The sequence below is a fragment of the Paenibacillus sp. FSL R7-0331 genome, from assembly GCF_000758645.1.
In the GTDB taxonomy this organism is placed as follows: Bacteria; Bacillota; Bacilli; order Paenibacillales; family Paenibacillaceae; genus Paenibacillus_AQ; species Paenibacillus_AQ camerounensis.
Map to the genome: position 1 here is coordinate 1,286,667 of NZ_CP009284.1, position 21,247 is coordinate 1,307,913.

The window sequence follows — 21,247 nt, forward strand, 5'->3', positions numbered from 1 at the left end:
GCGGCAGTCCGGAACAAGCTGAACGTTGCTTTTTCCGCGGCTGCTGCTTTATCTGTTTGATAGCAGGTATAGACCGCTTAGCCAGTCAGATCTCCGTATGAATACACCTGTGCCGGGTACAAACACACCTCGTTTTGCAAACGCTGTCAACCTAAGATGGAAGGGAAGTCCATTTTTGCTTAGAGGGGGGCGCATTTATGAAACGGTTCAGGTCGCTGGTGACGGGGCTGCTGGTGCTGCTGCTTATGCTGCCGGATCTGTCTGCTTTTGGCGCGGGCGGGAGTCCGGCGGGGGCAGCGGGAGTTGGGGGAACAGGAGCGGGGCAGATTCCAACAGGCACAGTCCTGATCAAGAACAAGTGGAAAAGCAATTATCTGTATGAGACCGGCGAAGGGATCATCCGGTACGGGATGACTAATCCGGCGGATACCTCTGCACACTGGAGAGTGGAAACAACGGACGACGTATCACGGATCAAAAACGTCAAAACAGGCCACTACATCACGCTTGCCGGTAATGCCGGCAAAGAGGATTCCCTAAAAGCAGCAGCTAGTGCAGGTGGAGGGAACGTATCCGAGCAGTGGCTGATCGATCTTTCGAACAGAAGCGGGTACATGGTCATCCGCAGTGCAACTGCGCCGGAGGGCAAGCTGGTCATCCATCAGGAGAATCAGCTCGGCTATGCCCAGGTCAGCCCGGATATTAATGTGACCTTTGAGAGTCCGCAGTGGGCTTTTATTGATCTGAGCGCAGCACCTGCGGTGCGGCTGGAGAGCCGGATGCGTCCCGGTCAGGTGATGTATGAAGAGGAAGGCAAGGTACGCTATGGCACAGCAGCGCTTGGCAATGAGGCCGCGCAGTGGTTTCTGGAGCCTGGGGAGGCTGGCGGAACCTTGACCATCCGTAACCGTGCAACCGGGCATTATATCAAGCAGAATACGGAGCACTGGTCCGGTGTTGCGGCTGAGGCAATTGATCCGGCTGACATAGGGTTAAGCGAATGGATTCAGGAGGCAGCCTTGGGCGATGACGGGGCAGGCTACATCACTCTGCGCAATTACGGGCTGACAGACGGGGGCAAAGAGCTGTGGCTGAATCCGCAGTACGGTGACGATAACAATGTACGCTCCAACAACTGGCCGGGCTGGGCAGGCAATCACAGTGCGCAGTGGACGATCGTGCCGGTTACAGAGCTGCAGCCTGTGCGGATAGCGGCTTATACCGATGCGCAGACGGCGGCGGATTACCTATATGAAGCTTCCGGCGGAGCATTGGCGCATGGAGTGATTGTACCGGAGGCGGCAAATGAGAACAGCTATTTATGGTATATCGAGGATTACGACGGCCATAAACGGTTGCGCAATGCGGCGAGCGGTCACTATCTCTCTTATACAGAGGGTTCGGTAAAAGCACTGGCGCTCAGCGGCAGTCAGCCTTCCGACCGGTGGGTATTCAATGAATCGGATGATTACGATGATTATCAGACGATTGGGAATGTGCAGAGTCCGGGCGTCTATCTGGCGATGCTGGCAGGCGGCGGTGCCGGAGCCGGAACGGATGCCAGTACACTTGCGGCGCAGTGGCAGCTGCTGGACCCGGGCACCCCGACAGATAACGCTGAGCATTATTACCGGATTCAGAACGGCTGGCAGTCCTTTTACTGGTACGAGAGCAAGGAAGAGCTGCTGAAATACGGCAATATGCAGGAGGACGGCTCTGACCAGTGGCTGGTGGAGAAATATAACGGCCGCAAGCTGTTCAAGAACCGCAAGACCGGCCACTACATCAATATAGCGCAGATGCCGGACGGACATATTCAGGTGAGCCCGCTGGCGGGCAAAACCAATGTGGATCAGGCCTATATCTGGACCGGGAAAAATACCGGTGACAGCACCTACGTCATTTCCAGTGTGCTCGATAAGGAGCCGGGCAAACGTCCTGAGAAATATATTTCCCTGCAAAACCTGACCAAATATGCCGAGTACGGCGTTATTAATCCGGATTGGGGCAGCCCCAAATGGAGATTTGTTCCGGTAACAGAGAAGAAGCAGGAGCTGTTCCGCTTCAAGCTTAACAGTGTGAACGGGGAAGAGCAGTATTTGCTAGATGGTCCTGTTCCGGCTGTACAGGAGAATGAGGGGAAGCCGGCTGAAGGCGGGGCTTCGGTTACGGAGGATGTGTATGCTCAGCAGTCAGGGCCGGAGGTGAAGAATACTGGTTCTGATGAAAAGAGTGCGCTGGCCACGGAGAGAGGCGCATCTGCTGAGCAGACAGCGCAGGCGGAAAATGCTGAGGAGCAGACAGAATTGCAATCAGCAGCGGATTCCGCCGTCACTGCTGAAGCTGACCTGACAGTGGGCCAGGCGACTTACGGCACGCTTGACCTGGAAGATGACAGCTTTGTGTGGCAGCTGGAGGAAATCCCTGGTACAAACGGGGCGGTGAAAATTAAGAATAGAGGCACAGGCAGATATCTGTCGCTGCAAAATTTTGGTGAGGCTATCGAGCAGGAGACCCCTGAGCTTGCTGTACCTACAGAGCAGAAGGTCTACGATGTCTGGGCCAGCATCCGGTGGGTGGTTGATATGCAGCCATCAGGCGTTTCTACTATTAAAAGCGCCTGGGCCGGTCATTATCTGTACGGTGCATCCGGCGCGGGCGGCGAACCGGTCATCCGGATCAGCAAGGCAGCGGGTGCATCCGGCATGGACAGCGCGCAATTCACTGCTGAAGCGGTAACAGAGGCTCCGCCGGCGGTTCCGGCTGATCCGCTAAGAATCAAAAACGCGCAGACCGGCGACTACCTCTACGAGAATGAGCATGGTGTAGTGCTATACGGTCAGCCTGCGGCGGATAACGGCTACTCGCATTGGACGATTACGGGCGGAGCGGTCGGTCAGTTCATTGTGAACCGGGCTACCGGTCATTACTTGACTCTTAATGAAGATTATTCTTTCCTGGAAGGGAGCGCTGAGCCGGATTCCCGCGGTGCTTCAGCCTGGAAGGTAGGTCTGGCTGCAGATTACCGCAACTACCTGATCCGCAGTCTCTACGGGGAATATGACGATGAACTGATTAATTTGAAAAATAAAACCGGCTATGCAGAACGCGCCCTGCTGCTGGACAGCGAAGCAACTGCACAGTGGGCGCTGGAAGCAGCGCCGGCGGAATTCAACAGACCGGACGGTGAGGTGCGGAACAGCGATACCTCCACACCGGTGCAGGATGATACCAACGTTGTGACGATTGTTCCGCAATCTCCGGCAGGGAAAGTACTGGCGGAGAAGGACGGACGGCCCGTCTATGCCGACAGCAGCGACCGGTCTGCCCATGCAGAGTGGCTGGTGCAGGATTACAACGGACGTAAACGGATTAAAAATGTGCAGACCGGGTACTATCTCTCATTAAATGAAAAGGGCACTGCCTTTTTGGCTGCTTCCGGGGAAACAACAGCAGCACAGTGGTATATGGAAGAGAAGCTTGGCCGGATGCTGATCAGCAGCGCAGACCGAAGCACAGTATTCGCAGTGGACAGCAATGAGCAGTGGAGCTTCGTGCCGGTGCCTAAGGATATTGTGTATCCCGGCAAGGATGCCTTCCATGGCGACGGGCTGCTGCGGTTTGCTGTACATGCGGAGCAGGCTGGAGAGTACAGCACGGTGCTTCGCTATAAATATGCAGCTTCTGCAGGTGCAGATCTGGATGTAACCGTGAACGGACTCCCGCAGGGTACAGCCGCGTTGACGGCTGCCGGTGACTGGCACACGGTAACTGTAAAGCTAGTGCTGAGAGCTGGTATTAATACGGTTACGCTCAGCAGCGGCGATGCCGACTGGAGTAAGGTATCCGTTGAGAGTCTCGCGGTCAAGGAAAGTGTGGCGAAAGCCTATCGCGGGGCAACTGTGCCTTATATCAGCTATGAGGCAGAGGATGCAGTTACGAACGGCGAGCTTATAGGTCCGTCCCGCAAATACCGCAGTGTCGCCTCGGAAGCCTCCGGGCGGCAGGCGGTGGTGCTTAAGGATACCGGCGATTATGTCGAGTTCACCCTGGCTGAAGCAGCGAACGCTATCGTGCTGCGTTATTCCATCCCGGACAGTCCGGACGGGGCAGGGGCGCAGGAGACACTTACGCTGATGGTGAACGGCCAACGTCAGGAGCTGAGCCTGACCTCCAAATATGCCTGGGAATACGGCAGCTATCCGTGGTCGAATGATCCAAGGCAGGGCAGCGGCCACCGCTTCTTTGACGAGATTCATGCCCTAATCGGTGAGGCTCCGGCAGGGGCTGTAATCCGTCTGGAAAAAAGTGCGCAGGATCAGGCAGCCTCTTATGTCATTGATCTGGCAGAGCTGGAGCAGGTTGCTCCAGCACTTGAGATGCCGGCAGGCTATCTGTCTGTGACGGATTACGGCGCAGTCCCTGATGATGAAGGAGATGATACTACAGGCTTCAAGGCTGCGCTGGCTGCGGCAGAAGCAGCCGGCAGCGGTGTCTGGTTCCCGGCAGGCAGCTTCAATGTCGGCGACGGCCTGCTTGACCTGTATAGTGCAGACATCCGCGGGGCTGGGATGTGGTATACGACGCTGAACGGGGCCAAGTTCTACGGTCACGGAGGCGAGATCAGCGTACATGATCTGCTAATAGAGGGCGGTATTAATGTGCGTGATGACGAGGCGGATACGAACGCTTTTCATGGGGCGTTCGGGCAGGGCTCTCTCATCCAGGACGTTTGGATCGAGCATACGAAGGCCGGACTATGGCTGACCCAGCCGGGAGGCGAGCAAGTCCGGACAGACGGACTGCATATGGTTGGCCTTCGCATCCGTAACCTGATGGCGGACGGCATTAACTTTGCCGTGGGCACAGGCAACAGCATGATGGAGCAGAGCGACATCCGCTACCCGGGTGATGACGGGATCGCCATGTGGTCTTTTACCGATGATAAACTGAGTGACGTTAACGGCAGTGAGCGGACGCCGAGCTTCAGTAATACTGCCCGGTTCAATACCGTTGCCCTGCCTTGGCTGGCTGATAATATCGTCGTCTTTGGCGGCAGGGACAACAAAATTCAGGATAATATCGTCAAAGACACCGTAACGAACGGTGCGGGCATTGCCGTTTCGACCCGCTTCTCGGCAGAGCCCTTTCGTGGAACTACAGTGGTGGAACGTAATACACTGCTTCGTACGGGCAGCTATGATTCCGGTTATGGCGTCAATTTAGGAGCCATCTGGCTGTACGCAGGCGAGAGCAATTTGAATGCCGATGTGCAGATCTGTGGCAATACGATACAGGACAGTACCTTCTCCGGGCTGGTTGCGCACGGCAATATGAGGCTGGACGGCGTTGTGCTAACTGACAATGTGATTGACGGGGCAGGCACAAGCGGTGTGGAAGTGACGCCAGACCTGACCGGCAGCCTGCTCATCGACAACCTGATTATCCGCGGGGAGCGGATGAACCTGCTGGCTAATCCGGCAGCGGGGTTCACCATTCGCGAGAAGAATCAGGGCATCGCTACTGCCGTTAAGCCGTTCACTATTAAGCTGGCTGACGGGCAGAAGGGGCCTTTTACCCTGAAGCAGGGGACTGCTGCTGAACTGCAGGTGCTGGATCAGGCGGGCGCGGATCTTACCGCACAGGCTGAATGGAGCTTTGCAGAAGCAGGTATAGCCGGCTTTAAGGACGGCAGGCTGCAGGCTGTTGCAACAGGGAATACTCTGCTGAGCGTGAGTGTGAACGGCCGCTCACGGGTGTATGACCTGGCTGTGCTGAAGCCGGACGATACGGAGTCCGGCAGCCCCGGCGGCACCGGAGGCTCCGGCGGCAGCGCAGGAACTGGCGCTGCTGCGGCGGACGGTGACGCCCGCCTGAGCGCTGCTGCTGCCGCAGGCCAGCGCGAGATCACGGTCGCTGCCGGTGCCGGCGGCACGGCGCGCTTCAGTGCAGCCGCCCTGCGGAGCGCGGCTGCGGCAGTGCCCGGCGCCGTGCTCGTGGTCACGAGCGGCACCGCGGCGTACCGCTTTCCGCTGCACCGCGCGGAAAGGGTGCTTGAGGCGGCCGGCTTTGCGGACGGCACGCTGGAATTTGCGCTGGCTCCGCTTGGCGGCGCAGCGCTTGAGAAGCTGCTTGCCGACGCAGGCAAGCAGGCCCTTGCGGTGAAGGGTGTGCCGGCAGGCTTCACCCTGAGCGTACTCGGCGGCAGCGGCGCAGCCGCCGTGCCGGTCAGCGGCTTCGGCGCTGCTTACGCAGAGCGGACGCTGACCGTGGACGAAGCGGTCAGTGCAGACCGCGCAGCAGCGCTGCTGTACGACGCACAGACTGGTACCTTCCGGTATGTGCCAGCCCTGTTTGAGACGGCCGGCGGCGTAACGAAGGTTACCGTTAAGAGCAGTATGGCCGGGGGCGTTATAGCCGTTGCGCTGCATCCGGTCAGCTTCAGCGACCTCTCCGGCCACTGGGCCAAGACCGAGATTGAGCTGCTGGCAGGCAAGCTCATCCTGAACGGCACCGGCGCCGGTAATTTTGCGCCGCAGCAAACCGTCAGCCGGGCCGAATTCGCGGCCATGCTGGTGCGCTCGCTTGGCCTGCTGCCGGAGTCTGCGGCTGATGCCGCAGCCTTCAGCGACGTGCCGGCCGGCGCCTGGTTCGCAGCCGATGCCCAAGCGGCTGCCTATCTGGGCCTGGTGCAGGGCTACGCGGACGGAACCTTCCGTCCGGAGGCTCCGGTCACCAGGGAGCAGCTGGCGGTGATGGCCGCCAGAGCACTGAAGCTGATGAAGTCAGCTTCAGCCCTGCCTGAAGCCACTACTGCAGCAAGTGGTGCCACAGTAACTAGCGAACCTGGAATCACTGCCGCAGTAAAAGTTTCAAAAGTAACTACCGAACCTGGGGCCGCCATCGCCGCAGTAACTGTTGCCACAGTAGCCGCCAAACCTGGAGCCACCATCGCCCCAAATGTTGCTACAGTAACTACCAAACCTGGAGTCACCACCGCAGCAAATGTTGCAACAGTACCTACCAAACCTGGAGCCGCCGCCGCAGCAAGTGTTGCCACAGTAGCCGCCAAACCTGGAGCCACTACCGCAGCAAATGTTGCAACAGTACCTACCAAACCTGGAGCCGCCGCAGCAGCAAGTGTTGCCACAGTAGCCGCCAAACCTGGAGTCACCACCGCAGCAAGTGTTGTAAAAGTAACTACCGAACTTGAAGGCGCCGTATCCGGCACGGCTCCAACTAGTGACGCACCGGCCTTAGCGAGCCAGGCCTTTGTCGCCACCGGCAGCTTCTCCGACGCTGCCGACATCACTTCCTGGGCGCAGGAAGCGGTGAATACCCTGACCGCCGGCGGAATCATGCAGGGACGGCCTTCCGGCAGCTTCGCACCGCAGACCGTCACCAGCCGCGCCGAAGCGGCGGTCATACTGGCCCGGCTGCTGCGGGCCGGTAGGCTGCTGAACGACTAATCCTGTTCATCCTGCCTTAATGCAGCACCCAAAAAGCCGCCGCCTCAGGAAGCCCCATTCCTTGGGCGGCGGCCTTTCTAATATTGCATCTCTAATATTGCATCTCTAATATTGCATCTCTAATATTGCATCTCTAATATTGCATCTTTAATGTTGCATCTTTAATGTTGCTTCTCTCTAATGTTACTTCTCTAATGTTGCACTCCAAAGCTGCATCGCTAATGTGGCTTAGATGAAATCCGCTTACAGCATTTCATTATCGCTAATTGGAAAAAAGTCACTTAATTCTCCGGAAACTTTGGTGGGGAGAGGTTTAGTTGGAAAAAGGCTGCTTAATCTTGCTGATTTACGGCTTGAAGGGGTTTTTGACTAGATTAACTGTCGTTTTTCCACCTAATCATTAGAAATCAGCTGAAATCGCTAAATTAGTTGGCGAAAATCGAACTAATGAGTTCGGTCTGCGACAAGTTCGGTCTGCGACAAGTTCGGTCTGCGACAAGTTCGGTCTGCGACAAGTTCGGTCTGCGACAAGTTCGGTCTGCGACAAGTTCGGTCTGCGACAAGTTCGGTCTGCGACAAGTTCGGTCTGCGACAAGTTCGGTCTGCGACAAGTTCGGTCTGCGACAAGTTTGGTCTGCGACAAGTTCGGTCTGCGACAAGTTCGGTCTGCGACAAGTTCGGTCTGCGACAAGTTCGGTCTGCGACAAGCTTGGTCTGCGACAAGTTCGGTCTGCGACAAGTTCGGTCTGCGACAAGTTCGGTCTGCGACAAGTTCGGTCTGCGACGAGTTTGGTCTGCGACAAGCTTGGTCTGCACTAAGCTTGGTCTGCAACAAACTTGGTCTGTGACAAGTTTGGTCTCCAATGGTTTGGTCTCCAATGGTTCGGTCTGCAACAAGTTCGGTCTCCAATGTGTTCAAGCTTCATAATTAGGAGCTCCGAGACACCTGTACCCTATTTAAGCTGCCCCACCCCTAAATTTACCTTGTAGTTTCCGAACTCCAGCAGCTCATCCAAAAATGCGTTCAGCTCCTCCTGCCCCTTCAGCCGCACACGCATCCAGTAGCAGCCCTCGCCGCTGACGCGGTGCAGCTCCATTACGCTTTCATGGTGTCTGGCGAACTGCTGAAACGGAGGATGTGCGGCATTCGAGCTCAGAAACACTGTGACAAAGGCATGGATTCCCAGTCCGATTTTCGTAGGATTCCAGCGCACGGTATAGCCCTCGATAATCTCAAGCTCCCGCATTCTGCGGATGCGCGCGCCTACGGCCTGTCCGGTCATATGCACCAGCGCTCCGATGTCCTTATGGCTTAGTGTGGAGTCCCCGATGAGAAACTGCAGGATGCGGTAATCGGTATCGTCGATCATATAGGAGGTCATATAGAGTAAATCCTTTCCGTGTGAAAGTAGAACTGCCCGATCTGTTTCGCGGCGCAATGTAATACAGAATGAAGAACTTCTATAATGAATTGTAGCAGAAGACAGCCTGTAGAAAGAGGTGTACACACATGAAAATTCAACTGATCCGCAATGCAGCTCTATGGCTCGAATACGGCGGCCTTACCTTCCTTATAGATCCTATGCTGAACGAAAAGGAGGCTAACCCGCCGATTGCCAACACGGCCAATGACCGCAGAAATCCGCTGGTGCCGCTGCCCGGTCCGGCAGGGCAATGGCTGAATCCGGATGTGGTGCTTGTCACCCACCTGCATCAGGATCATTGGGATGCTGCGGCAGTTTCGCTGTTACCGCATGATTTGCCGGTGCTGTGTCAGGAGGGCGATCAGATACGAATCAGCGCACAAGGCTTTGCTGCGGTTAGTGCGGTGCCTGATCATCAGCCGCTGGTTTTTCGGGGAGTAACCTTGACGCGAATTGGCGGACAGCATGGCACCGGGGAGACCGGGGAGCGGATGGGCAAGGTATCCGGTTTTGTTTTTCAGGCAGAGGGTGAGCCTGTATTGTATTTAGCCGGAGATACGATCTGGTGCGAAGAAGTTGCCGAGGCACTGGGCCGGCATCATCCTGAGACGATTATAGTTAACGCCGGGGGCGCGCGGTTTGTAACAGGCGGCCCTATCACGATGGATGAACAGGATGTTGTGGAAGTATGCCGCCATGCGCAGGATGCAGCTGTTATCGCAGTGCATATGGAAGCCATTAACCACTGTCTCGTAACCCGAGAGATGCTTAGGGTCCGTTTGGCTGAAGAAGGGCTGCTGGAGCGTGTGTTTATTCCCGCGGACGGGGAATTTTGCCGTAGTATCTGAAGCGGGGGAAGTTATGTTTAACTGCAAATATCGATGGACATGAAAGTTCAGGTGCTTGCACCCTGATTCTGCGGCTTCCAAATGTAACCGTTATAAAAATTCTATGCCGCCGCTTGACGCGAACCCGAAATCATGATAAATTATTTCTTGTTCATGTAATGTTCCCTGATAGCTCAGTTGGTAGAGCACTCGACTGTTAATCGAGTTGTCACAGGTTCGAGTCCTGTTCGGGGAGCCATTCTTGGAGAGATACCCAAGTGGCTATAAGGGGACCCTCTGCTAAGGGGTTAGACTGCGTAAGCGGTGCGAGGGTTCGAATCCCTCTCTCTCCGTCGTAATTACAGAAATGAAGCTCCCGGTTTTCCGGGGGCTTTTTTTTGTTGCTGCCGCCGGAATAAAATCAGGCTGTCAGAATTGTTTCCGCAAATGCTCAATAAGCTGCCTTTCGGACTATAAATAATATCTTCCGCACCCTCATCAGCAGCTCCGCATTAACCCATTCCTTTCTTCGGGAACACTGCGCATTAAATATTTTGCAAAAATGGTTGTGTGGGATCGAATGAGGGGGAACGAGGGGGTTTGTCACAATTTAGTGTCGAATGTTAGCTTTTCTCGCCTAAAACTACATCATACTATATGAAGCTATGTAATTCTAGTGGTGCAACTCGTTATCCCTTTAATTAGTTGAAGAATTGATGCTGTAAAGAGACAAATGTTATATTATTTGAGCGAAAATAAAGTATTGTATTAGAAAAGGAAAGAAAAATCAAAAGATCATTCCTCCCGAATCCTCTGTTTTACTCCGATATCCTCTCGTTTTCATATTATTTGTAGATTATGTAACCCATAACGAACATTACCTGTTATATAATATTACACTAATTTTCGAAAATTATATTAAAAGCTTGCATTTTTTAGTGACGGACCTAAAAGCATGTGTTAATATAAATGACATCTTAGAAAGAAAAACAGATTGGGAGACAGAGGAAGGGGTTTTTTGATTACTATGGGGAAAAGGGGATGGCGATGGAGTACTTCATTCAGCAACTAATTAACGGGATTTCCGTAGGCAGCATTTACGCTCTGATCGCCCTTGGCTACACAATGGTTTACGGGATTATCAAGCTGATCAACTTTGCTCACGGCGACATTTTTATGGTGGGATCGTTCATCGGCCTGTACAGTGCCAAGTTTCTGTCAAATGCCGGGCTTCCTCCGGTACTGGTGCTGCTGCTGTCGCTGATCATTTCAATGACGATGAGCTCACTGCTTGGGATCACTATTGAACGGCTTGCATATAAGCCGCTGCGCAAGTCCACCAGAATAGCCGCACTTATAACAGCGATCGGCGTATCGTTCCTGCTGGAATATGTCGGAGTGCTTATCCTCGGACCGCAAGCGAAAGGGTTCCCGGATATTATGGTGAAGAAGCAGTATCAGCTGTTCGGAAGTTCGATCCAAGTCGATTCCAATCAGGTTATGATTCTGATTACTACCATTGTACTGATGATTATTCTGCAATATATCGTTCGTTATACGAAGACCGGTAAGGCTATGCGGGCTGTATCGTTTGATATGGAGGCGGCACGGTTGATGGGGATCAACGTAGACCGCACCATCTCGGCAACCTTTGCCATCGGGTCGGCGCTTGCTGCAGCTGCCGGCGTAATCTTCGGTATGACTTATAACTCGGTTGATCCGCTTATGGGTGTAATGCCGGGTCTCAAAGCTTTTGTAGCGGCAGTACTTGGAGGAATCGGAAGCATTCCGGGCGCGCTTGTCGGCGGATTGCTGCTGGGAACAGTTGAGACTGAAATTTCATCGCTTGGCTATTCATCCTGGCGTGACGGTGTTGCTTTCGCCGTGCTGATTCTGATCCTAATCTTCAAACCATCCGGGCTGTTCGGCAAGAATGTCCGGGAGAAAGTGTAGGTGGGGAACAGCATGAAGAAGCTGAATACAAAATTCTGGCTGGGCGTTATCGTTGCTCTTGCGTTCTATGGTTTAGTTCAAATTCTCCTAACAACGGGAATCTTTAATGATGTAACCCGCTCAATGCTGCTTCTGGTAGGCGTCAACGTTATGCTGGCAGTTTCGCTTAACCTGATTAACGGGATTACCGGACAGTTCTCGATCGGGCATGCCGGATTTATGTCCGTCGGTGCCTACACCTCGGCTATACTGACACTTGATTACGATGTGCCGTTTGTTCTGGCTATCATTGCCGGCGGTATCGTGGCCGCGGTCTTCGGAGTGCTGATCGGGATGCCGACGCTTCGTCTCAACGGTGATTATCTGGCGATTGCTACACTGGGTTTTGGCGAAATCATCCGGATTGTTCTGCTGAATACAGAATATGTAGGCGGCGCTTCCGGTCTGAGCGGTATTCCGGCAAAAACCACCTGGACAATTATTTTCTTCTTTACCTTGTTCACGGTTATTCTTATTAACAACTTCATCCGCTCCACGCATGGCCGTGCCTGTCTGGCTATCCGCGAGAATGAAATTGCCGCAGAAGCGATGGGGATTAACACCACATTGTATAAGGTTATTGCTTTTACCATTGGTGCTTTGTTTGCAGGGATGGCGGGCGGTTTGTCGGCGCATACCTTCTATGTTATTACTCCCGGCAGCTTCAACTTCCTGAAATCATTTGAAATTCTCGTAATGGTCGTTCTAGGAGGTCTGGGCAGTACGGCAGGATCTATTGTAGGGGCAGTATTCGTTACTCTGCTCTACACTTATCTGCGTGAATTCCCGGAATGGCGGATGATTATCTACTCCATCGTTCTGATTCTGATGATGATTTTCCGTCCGAGCGGCCTGCTTGGCAAAACCAAAATCAATTTCGGCAAGTTCGGTAAAAAGGAGGCAAAGGGCAATGGCAGCATCGACAGCAGTACTCCTTGACGTTAAAGGGGCCAGCCGTTCCTTTGGGGGCCTCAAGGCGCTGAGTGAAGTTTCCCTTTATATTAACAAGGGGGAGCTCATCGGCCTGATCGGACCGAACGGTGCCGGCAAAACAACATTGTTCAACCTGCTAACCGGGGTGTACCCGCCCTCTACCGGTAAGATTCTGCTTAATAACGAGTCGGTAGGCGGCATGAAGCCCTTTAAGATCAATCATAAAGGTGCGGCGCGCACATTTCAGAACATCCGGCTGTTTACGGCTATGACTGTACTGGAAAATGTCAAAATCGCCTTCCACCAGCATGCCAGACATTCCTTGTTCAGCTCCATGCTCCGGCTTCCGAAGCACTTCAAGGGTGAAGAGGAAATCACGCAAAAGGCGATGGATATTCTCAAAATATTCAACCTCGCCGATCAGGCCCAGGAGACGGCTGGCAACCTCAGTTATGGTAATCAGCGCCGTCTGGAGATAGCCCGTGCGCTTGCGGCCGGACCTAAGCTCCTGCTGCTGGATGAACCGGCTGCCGGTATGAACCCTAATGAAACCCGGGATCTGATGAACCTGATTGCCTGGATCCGGGAAGAATTCGATCTGACGATTCTCCTGATCGAGCATGATATGTCACTGGTTATGGGTGTCTGCAACCGGATCTATGTCCTGGACCGCGGAGTCCTTATCGCCGACGGAACACCGGTGGAAATCCGGAACAATCCGAAGGTTATTGAAGCGTATTTGGGACAGGAGGCGTAAAGGCGATGCTTACAGTACAGGGAATCAACGTTTACTACGGAGCCATTCACGCATTAAAGGATCTCAGTATTCAGGTTAACCAGGGTGAGATTGTGACGCTGATCGGCGCCAACGGCGCCGGGAAATCCACACTGCTCAAGACGCTGTCCGGGCTGCTTAAGCCTAAGACCGGCAGTATTGAGTTTCTGGGCAAATCCATCACGAGCCAGAGTGTTCAGTCAATAGTGAAGCAGGGGCTGATTCATTGCCCGGAAGGCCGGCGCGTGTTCGCCAATATGTCAGTAGAAGAAAATCTTGAGCTCGGGGCTTACCTGCAGGATGGTAAAAGTCTTGCTGCTGATTTCGAGAGGGTCTACAACATGTTCCCGAGACTGCTTGAGCGCAAGAAGCAGCAGGCCGGAACGTTGTCCGGCGGTGAACAGCAGATGCTGGCCATGGGCCGTGCCATTATGGGACACCCCAAGCTGCTTCTGCTGGATGAGCCTTCAATGGGCCTTGCACCGCTGCTGGTGCAGGATATTTTCAAGATTATTCAGGAGGTTAACGCAGCCGGTACAACTGTGCTGCTGGTTGAGCAGAACGCTCATCAAGCGCTTAAGATTGCTCACCGCGCCTATGTGCTGGAAACCGGAAAAGTGGTTCTGGAGGGAGATGCCAAGGAATTGGCGGATTCAGAAGAGATCAAAATGGCCTATCTCGGCCACTAGATAAATGTATCTGAGGCATCACAGATCCAACACATAGAAATTATATTATTCGGGAGGCTGGGAGAAACTATGAAAAAAATTGGGGCCATCATTTTGTCAACAGTATTGACTGCGGTATTGGCAGCAGGCTGCGGCAACAACACAGAGAACAGCGCTAACTCTGCAAGCGGCGGAAATGCAGCTGCCGGGGGCACAATCAAAATCGGTGCCGACCTTGAGCTTACAGGCGGCCAGGCTTCTTTCGGCGACTCCGCATCCAAGGGCGCTCAGCTCGCTGTTGACCAGATCAATGCAGCCGGCGGTATTCTGGGCAAGCAGCTTGAGCTGGTTATTGCCGACAATGCCTCGAAATCTGAAGAGGCAACTCAGGCAGCGCAGAAGCTGATCACCAATGATAAAGTGGTTACGATTATCGGTGCATCCACTTCTACGAACACGCTGGGGATCGTTCCGGTTGCTACCGAGAAGCAGATTCCGCTTGTAGCTGTTGGTGCAACAAACCCTAAGGTTACAGTTGACGAGCGCAGCGGCGATGTGAACGAATGGGTATTCCGCGCAGCCTTTATCGATCCGTTCCAAGGCCAGGTTATGGCTAACTTTGCAAGCAACAATCTCAGTGCTAAAACGGCAGTAATCTATACAGATACTTCGAGTGACTACTCCAAGGGTCTGCAGAAGTTCTTTGAAGAAACCTTCAAGGCTAACGGCGGAGAAATTCTGAGCCAGGAATCCTATCAGCAGAAAGACTCTGACTTCAAAGCGGTTCTGACCCGCATCAAAGCCTCTAATCCGGATGTTATCTATCTGCCGGGCTACTATGAAGAAGTAGGTAAAATCGTGAAGCAGGCCCGTGAGATGGGTATCACTGTACCGTTCCTGGGCGGCGACGGCTGGGATTCCCCGCAGCTGGCTGAAATTGCCGGTGCAGCAGCGCTAGAGAACACATTTATGTCCAACCACTATTCACCTGAAGATACGGCAACAGAAGTAACCACGTTTGTTGATGCTTACAAAGCAGCTAACGGCGGCGCAGTACCTGACGGTATGGCGGCTCTCGGCTATGATGCGCTTAAGCTGGTTGCTGATGCAATCACCCGTGCGGGTGAAGCTGATCCGGCTAAGATTAAGGATGCTCTGGCAGCAACCAAAGATCTGCAGCTGGCTACTGGTAAAATCACTCTGAACGAAACCCATGACCCGGTTAAAGCTGCTGTCGTGCTGAAATTCGTCGGCGGTGTTCAGACTTTTGAAGCAAAAGTTAATCCTTAAGCGATTCTTCCGCATATGATGTGGGGAATGAATAATGGACTCTACAGAGAAAGGCTCCTTTGCGGGCCTTTCTTTTGTCATCCTTAATAGAGGAGGAACAGACATGATTATCGGAGTACCTAAAGAACTCAAAAACAACGAAAACCGTGTAGCTCTCACCCCGGCGGGAGTGGAAGCCCTCTGTAAAGCCGGCCATAAGGTGCTGATTGAGCAGTCGGCCGGGACCGGCAGCGGCTTCAATGACGGCGAGTACTTGAATAAGGGCGCGGTGTTGTATCCGGAAGCGGCTCAAGTATGGAATGAAGCGGAAATGGTCCTTAAAGTGAAAGAGCCGCTGGCTGAAGAATATGCTTTTTTCCGCAAGGGTCTTATTCTGTTCACTTATCTGCATCTTGCGCCTGAGGCAGAGCTTACCAAAGCGCTGTTGGACGGAGGAGTTACAGCTGTTGGCTATGAAACCATCCAGCTTGCGGACGGCTCGCTGCCGCTGCTGACCCCGATGAGTGAGGTCGCGGGGCGGATGGCAGTTCAGATCGGAGCAAGGCTGCTGGAAAAGCCGCAGGGCGGCAAGGGGGTTCTGCTGAGCGGTGTGCCCGGGGTACAGCCCGGTGAAGTCGTAATTGTGGGCGGGGGTGTTGTCGGTACAAATGCGGCTAAAATGGCGCTGGGACTGGGTGCAAGAGTGACTATACTCGATAACAATGCCGCCCGGCTCCGCTATTTGGATGATATTTTTGGCGGGCGCCTCATTACAATCATGTCGGATTCCTATCATCTAGAGCAAGCGGTACGCAAAGCCGATCTGCTGATAGGGGCCGTGCTGATTCCCGGCGCCCGTGCCCCCAAGCTGGTGAAGGAGTATATGGTGCAGCAGATGAGTGAAGGCTCTGTCATAGTGGATGTTGCGATTGACCAGGGCGGCTCCATCGAAACCATTGACCGTACGACTACCCATGAGAATCCGACATATGTAAAACACGGCGTCGTGCATTATGCAGTAGCCAATATGCCGGGGGCGGTGGCCCGCACCTCGACGCTTGCGCTCACTAATGTGACAGTGCCGTATGCACTGCAGATTGCCGGTTCGGGCATTCACAAGGCAGTGCTTGACAATCCGGCACTGGCCCGCGGGCTTAACGTAGCAGCCGGGCGGGTGACGAATACCGAAGTAGCCAAAAGCCTTGGCTATGAGCCGGTTGACGGAGCAGAGGCGCTGGCTTTGCCGGGCGGCTAAGGTAGATATGAGCAGGTATGTCTTCTTCTGCAGTCTGTGCAGTCTTTGGACGGGAGGGGCGGTGTTGGCATTTTCTGCAGCCGCCTCCCGGATATTTTCAGGATTTAACTGATTCAGAAAAAAGCACTTGTCAAAGTTAGCGGAGTTTGATATACTCATTTTTGTTGTGGTAAACACAACTTATGAATAAGGCCCGTTGGTCAAGGGGTTAAGACACCTCCCTTTCACGGAGGTAACAGGGGTTCGAATCCCCTACGGGTCACCATATATGCGGTAGTGGTGGAATGGCAGACACGCTATCTTGAGGGGGTAGTGGGCGTATGCTCGTGGAGGTTCGAGTCCTCTCTACCGCATAATTAAAGGAACGGAAGCCTTGGTCTCAAGGATTTCGTTCCTTTTGTTTTGTACACAGAAGTTTTAGAATATTACTGGTTCAGAACTCCCGCATATTGGGGATAGAGCTGGCGGATGCAATCCGGGCAAATATCATGGGTGAATTGCAGGGAAAGCTGGGCATGAAGAAACCGCTCAACAGTGATCCATTCTTCCAGGCTGCTGCGGACAGATTTACAGGACGCACATATGGGCACGAGACTGCCGGTAATACGGCGGGGACGCAAAGGATGACAGCTGCGGGTGTGCTCATGCGGGCGGGGCTCAGCAGGACCTTTATCGTGCAGGGAAAGAACAAGTGACTGAATCCCGCAGGAGCGCTCTGTGAATAATGGAAAAGCGTCCAGACTGAACACGCGGTCAGATTGGTCAGGGATATGCAAAAAAAACTCAGAGCTGGAAATCAAACGCCCGCCCTGAAGGATGTCCTGTACAGCATTAGCCAGCGCTGTGAGCTGGACGGGGATGGTGATCCACTCTTCAAAAAGCTGCAGATAGTGGCTTCCCGCCATTCCGCCCGCCTGTGACAGCCTGTAATGCTCCGGGAACGTCTTCCAATGATTATTCATAAACAGGATGATTCCGGTTCTGTCTATAACCAGCGCTTTATGTGTCAGGGCGTTAAGAGAAGCAGTGAGGGCTGTAGATAAGCTTAATGGCAAGGTTATCGCTCCTTGAGTGCATGCAGGATGGGCTGTCAGTACGGAGGCAGGTTCAGAAGCTCTGACACCAGACGCCTGTAGCGCTCAGCCTTCCGTGTACCATGAATCAGATTAGACAGGCGGTAGGGCGGTATTTCGTGCAGCTCGCAGAATTTCTTCTGGTCCAGCTGTAATTCTGTCAGCCTCTGTTTGATTGCCCAGCCATAGGGGGTCACGGGACGTTTGCTATTCAACAGGCTTCACCTCTTATCGACCATCCAGCCGTATGATATAATCATCTGGAACTAATAATAACCAATTATACACTTTTTTACGTCATTTTACAATCTAAATAACGTTTTTGCGTCAAAAAATGCTGTGGAAGGCGGTTGAACGATGCAGACGATCTATGATCGGATTGAATATCTGATTAAGCAGAAGGGGATTACCAAAAAGCTATTTTATGAGCAGCTCCATATCAGCTCTGGCAATTTCGGGGACTGGAGACGCGGAAAGTCCACACCGGGAACGCAGCATCTGATCCGTATCGCTGAATTTTTTCATGTCAGTCTAGATTGGCTGATTTTGGGTAAAGCGGCTGCCGATGGGGTGCGTGAAGAAGGAGAGGCGTATATGTCTGCCCATATGCGGCAACTGAGTTGCCACAGTGAAGAGCTGCTGCCCAAAGAGCAAGAGTTTATTAAGGAATACATAGCATTTACCCGATACCGTAAACAGAAGCAGGCAGAGGAAAATTCCTAAGCCGGCATCTTTACATTTACTGCAAACCGGTTTATAATATTGAATGTTGACCTCAGACAAAGCTTTACCTTTTGTAACACACCGCGCGGTAGTGGTGGAATGGCAGACACGCTATCTTGAGGGGGTAGTGGGTGTATACCCGTGGAGGTTCGAGTCCTCTCTACCGCATTATATTTTTAACAGAACAACAGGGCAGTAATTCTCTAGATGAGAGTTGCTGCCCTGTTGTTTTTTTACTATAACTTAAAACTGATTTTATGGAGGAATATTCGATGATCGTCAAATCTCCCGGAGGCTCTATTTTTCCGTATTATTATAAGGGCGGAGAGATACACTGTTTGAAGTATGGCAGCTTTCATACCGACAGCAAAGCTTTGTTTGATTTAATGAAAGCGGAGGAGGCTTTTATTTTAGGGCAGCCAAAACGTCTTGCTATGTGGGTGGATTTATATGAAACACAGCTTACGAAGGAAGTGGTGCTTGAACTTTCAGGGAATCTGATCAGGCTTCAGTCGCATATCCGAAAGCTGGCGATTGTCGGGGATTATTTCAGCAGACATCGGCTACACAGGTTTTTACGCAAGCACGCTGACCTATTTATGGCTCCAATCCAATACTACGACGATCCTGAGGACGCAAAGACCTGGCTGGTGATGTAGCTTTTCTAAGATAAATGCCAGATTATTTCATGGAAACGAAAAGATATATCATCCTAAAATTAATTGTGTAAAATATTATTGTTAGTGATATAATGTGATTACATTTAATCTTGGAGGGAATTACATGACTGTTAGTGTAGTGCTGGTTGCGGTAATTGCGTTGTTACATATTTACATCCTTTATCTGGAGATGTTCCTGTGGGCGACACCGAAGGGGCAGAAGGCATTTGGGACTACGGCACAGGCGGCACAGGACTCGAAATCGCTCGCTTTTAACCAGGGGCTGTATAACGGGTTTCTGGCGGCGGGGCTGATCTGGGGGATTGTATATCCGGATGCGGTAGCAGGCGGGCATATTCAGCTGTTTTTTCTATCTTGCGTGCTGATTGCCGGAATCGTGGGCAGTCTGACTGCCAAAAAGACAATTTTGTACATTCAAGCCGTACCTGCATTAATCGCCATCGTTGCCGTTCTTATGAAGTGGTAATTTTGTGTGATACAAAAACTCCCCGTACATGGCCGGCAGGCCGTTACAGGGAGTTTTTTTTGCATGGTCAACGGTAAAATGAATTAGTCCAGCAGCTTGGCGATATCGGCTTCAATCTGGTCCGGAGTGGTCGAAGGGGCAAACCGCTTCAGCACACGGCCTTCCTGATCCACCAGGAACTTGGTGAAGTTCCACTTCACACTTTTGGAGCCCAGTACGCCTGGTGCTTCCTTGGACAGATATTTGAAAAGCGGATGTGCACTGTCGCCTTTTACATCAACTTTTTCGTACATCGGAAAGGTTACTCCGTAATTAATCTCGCAGAATTCGGCGATATCCTCGCTTGCGCCCGGCTCTTGGCTGGCAAACTGGTTACTCGGGAAACCGAGCACTTCAAAACCGCGGTCCTTGAATTTATCGTAGACCTCCTGGAGACCCTTATACTGGGGGGTGAAGCCGCATTTACTGGCTGTGTTCACAACGAGCAGCACTTTACCTTTGTACTTGGACATCGACTCTTCCTGGCCGCGCAGGGTATTAGCTTCATAATCATAAATACTCATGAATTTAGCCTCCCGAACATAAATTTATCACAATTTAATTTTACACTATTTATTATGGAATGCAAACATCCGGATTGTGACAAGAGCGGTATTATCGTTTCAAAATTGACCTGAGGTTTAAAGTTAAGGTGTGTACGACCAAAACTCACTATAAAAGGAGACGATCAACGATGAGCACATTAAATTCGAAGGCTTTGTATACAGCGACAGCAACTGTCCGGGGGGGACGTGAAGGTTCTGTAGAATCTTCGGACGGTGTGTTGAAGCATGATCTGAAGATGCCTAAGGAGCTTGGCGGACCCGGCGGGAACGGCACAAATCCTGAGCAGCTGTTCGCAGCAGGCTACGGGGCCTGTTATGAGAGTGCGCTTGCCAATATTGCCCGCAAAGAAGGCGTGAAGCTTCAGGATGTTACGGTTACTTCTAATGTAATGATCGGCAAGGATGAGAGTGATGGCGGCTTTAAGCTGGGCGTGAAGCTGGATGTCAGCCTGCCGGGTGTTGAGCGTTCCAAGGCTGAGGAACTGGCCCGAAAAGCGCATGATTTCTGCCCATACTCCAAAGCGACCCGCGGAAATATTGAAGTTGAGCTAAATGTGATATAAAGACAGTATAAAGCTCTATTTTAGGGAATAATGGCTAAATATAGACGGAAACCGGATAAACGGGATAATTGGCAGGCGGCAGCGCGTACTTCGGTTGACATCAACCCCAAAAATCTTTATTATGTCTAAGTATCTGTTAAAGCTACGTGTGCTATTAGAACCAAAAATTTAGATAATGGGTGATGAAGATGTCTTACAGACCGAAAATTACGAATGTGACGAAAGCCAGCAGCAATGATAAAGAGGGCTTGTACGAATTTATTATTAAGACTGCTGACGGAACACAATGCCGCGCGTTCTACAGCCGGAATCCGGAATGGAAAATGACGAACATCAGCCGCCTGCTCAAAACCCCATGCCCGGTGTGCCGCAAGGATTTCATCTGTAAATGCATGGATGCCTACACTGCTGAATTCGAAGATCAGATGATCGGTGACCAGTGGATCGAAAAGGCAATTGCTGAATAAGGGTAACGGACGGACAATGAATGCGCGGGAGCTATCCCGCGTTTTTATTTTATATATG

Annotated in this window: 17 protein-coding genes and 5 tRNA genes; 18 read left to right on the forward strand and 4 right to left on the reverse strand. The window is 52.4% G+C overall.

The features are described from left to right. The first annotated feature begins 197 nt into the window (after positions 1-197). On the forward strand, positions 198-7,469 hold the full coding sequence (locus tag R70331_RS30350; RefSeq protein ID WP_052418935.1) for an S-layer homology domain-containing protein: 7,272 nt from the start codon (positions 198-200) through the stop codon (positions 7,467-7,469). A 953-nt stretch (positions 7,470-8,422) separates the two neighbouring features. Here the strand turns inward: R70331_RS30350 and R70331_RS05495 are convergent. Continuing rightward, positions 8,423-8,851 carry an Lrp/AsnC family transcriptional regulator gene (locus R70331_RS05495; RefSeq protein ID WP_042173545.1) on the reverse strand — a complete coding sequence of 143 codons (429 nt, stop codon included), beginning with the start codon at positions 8,849-8,851 and terminating at the stop codon, positions 8,423-8,425. A gap of 128 nt (positions 8,852-8,979) precedes the next feature. On the opposite strand from R70331_RS05495, the gene R70331_RS05500 reads away from it, so the two are divergent. From R70331_RS05500 to R70331_RS05550, 11 genes are all read left to right on the forward strand, one after another. Continuing rightward, positions 8,980-9,741 (forward strand): MBL fold metallo-hydrolase, encoded by a 762-nt coding sequence (locus R70331_RS05500; protein WP_042173548.1) that lies wholly within the window; start codon positions 8,980-8,982, stop codon positions 9,739-9,741. A gap of 162 nt (positions 9,742-9,903) precedes the next feature. Then, a tRNA-Asn gene (locus tag R70331_RS05505) sits at positions 9,904-9,979 on the forward strand. Positions 9,980-9,984: 5 nt separating this feature from the next. Further along, a tRNA-Ser gene (locus tag R70331_RS05510) sits at positions 9,985-10,073 on the forward strand. A 772-nt stretch (positions 10,074-10,845) separates the two neighbouring features. After that, positions 10,846-11,673 (forward strand): branched-chain amino acid ABC transporter permease, encoded by an 828-nt coding sequence (locus R70331_RS05515; protein ID WP_425280424.1) that lies wholly within the window; start codon positions 10,846-10,848, stop codon positions 11,671-11,673. Positions 11,674-11,685: 12 nt separating this feature from the next. Beyond that, positions 11,686-12,651 carry a branched-chain amino acid ABC transporter permease gene (locus R70331_RS05520; RefSeq protein WP_042182216.1) on the forward strand — a complete coding sequence of 322 codons (966 nt, stop codon included), beginning with the start codon at positions 11,686-11,688 and terminating at the stop codon, positions 12,649-12,651. Continuing rightward, positions 12,623-13,402, forward strand: a complete 780-nt coding sequence (locus R70331_RS05525; protein WP_042173550.1) for an ABC transporter ATP-binding protein — start codon at positions 12,623-12,625, stop codon at positions 13,400-13,402. The genes R70331_RS05520 and R70331_RS05525 overlap by 29 nt, the downstream gene beginning before the upstream one ends. A 5-nt stretch (positions 13,403-13,407) precedes the next feature. Next, on the forward strand, positions 13,408-14,109 hold the full coding sequence (locus tag R70331_RS05530) for an ABC transporter ATP-binding protein (protein ID WP_042173552.1): 702 nt from the start codon (positions 13,408-13,410) through the stop codon (positions 14,107-14,109). 69 nt (positions 14,110-14,178) lie between these two features. After that, a complete protein-coding gene (locus tag R70331_RS05535) occupies positions 14,179-15,378 on the forward strand; it encodes an ABC transporter substrate-binding protein (RefSeq protein WP_042173554.1) in 1,200 nt (399 codons plus the stop codon). A gap of 103 nt (positions 15,379-15,481) precedes the next feature. After that, positions 15,482-16,612 carry an alanine dehydrogenase gene (gene ald, locus R70331_RS05540; RefSeq protein ID WP_042173556.1) on the forward strand — a complete coding sequence of 377 codons (1,131 nt, stop codon included), beginning with the start codon at positions 15,482-15,484 and terminating at the stop codon, positions 16,610-16,612. 190 nt (positions 16,613-16,802) lie between these two features. Then, positions 16,803-16,877, forward strand: a tRNA-Glu gene (locus R70331_RS05545). A gap of 5 nt (positions 16,878-16,882) precedes the next feature. Further along, positions 16,883-16,965: transfer RNA gene (locus tag R70331_RS05550), tRNA-Leu, on the forward strand. A gap of 72 nt (positions 16,966-17,037) precedes the next feature. On the opposite strand, the gene R70331_RS05555 is transcribed toward R70331_RS05550, so the two are convergent. Then, positions 17,038-17,667, reverse strand: coding sequence for a nitrogen regulation protein NR(II) (locus tag R70331_RS05555; RefSeq protein WP_042173559.1), 630 nt, complete (start codon positions 17,665-17,667; stop codon positions 17,038-17,040). Between the two features lie 35 nt (positions 17,668-17,702). Continuing rightward, on the reverse strand, positions 17,703-17,900 hold the full coding sequence (locus tag R70331_RS05560; RefSeq protein ID WP_042173561.1) for a Rha family transcriptional regulator: 198 nt from the start codon (positions 17,898-17,900) through the stop codon (positions 17,703-17,705). Between the two features lie 142 nt (positions 17,901-18,042). Here R70331_RS05560 and R70331_RS05565 point away from each other — a divergent pair, with 142 nt between their 5' ends. From R70331_RS05565 to R70331_RS05580, 4 genes are all read left to right on the forward strand, one after another. Further along, positions 18,043-18,408, forward strand: coding sequence for a helix-turn-helix domain-containing protein (locus R70331_RS05565; RefSeq protein WP_042173565.1), 366 nt, complete (start codon positions 18,043-18,045; stop codon positions 18,406-18,408). 85 nt (positions 18,409-18,493) lie between these two features. Continuing rightward, a tRNA-Leu gene (locus R70331_RS05570) sits at positions 18,494-18,576 on the forward strand. Between the two features lie 170 nt (positions 18,577-18,746). Beyond that, positions 18,747-19,067: an STAS/SEC14 domain-containing protein gene (locus tag R70331_RS05575; protein ID WP_231576412.1), complete on the forward strand. Its 321-nt coding sequence runs from the start codon at positions 18,747-18,749 to the stop codon at positions 19,065-19,067. A gap of 124 nt (positions 19,068-19,191) precedes the next feature. Next, positions 19,192-19,554 carry a DUF1304 domain-containing protein gene (locus tag R70331_RS05580; protein ID WP_042173569.1) on the forward strand — a complete coding sequence of 121 codons (363 nt, stop codon included), beginning with the start codon at positions 19,192-19,194 and terminating at the stop codon, positions 19,552-19,554. Positions 19,555-19,637: 83 nt separating this feature from the next. On the opposite strand, the gene R70331_RS05585 is transcribed toward R70331_RS05580, so the two are convergent. Continuing rightward, a complete protein-coding gene (locus R70331_RS05585) occupies positions 19,638-20,117 on the reverse strand; it encodes a glutathione peroxidase (protein WP_042173571.1) in 480 nt (159 codons plus the stop codon). Positions 20,118-20,287: 170 nt separating this feature from the next. On the opposite strand from R70331_RS05585, the gene R70331_RS05590 reads away from it, so the two are divergent. Together R70331_RS05590 and R70331_RS05595 are read left to right on the forward strand one after the other, a co-directional pair. Next, positions 20,288-20,722 (forward strand): organic hydroperoxide resistance protein, encoded by a 435-nt coding sequence (locus R70331_RS05590; RefSeq protein WP_042173574.1) that lies wholly within the window; start codon positions 20,288-20,290, stop codon positions 20,720-20,722. Between the two features lie 188 nt (positions 20,723-20,910). Further along, positions 20,911-21,189, forward strand: coding sequence for a hypothetical protein (locus tag R70331_RS05595; RefSeq protein ID WP_042173576.1), 279 nt, complete (start codon positions 20,911-20,913; stop codon positions 21,187-21,189). Positions 21,190-21,247 lie beyond the last annotated feature (58 nt).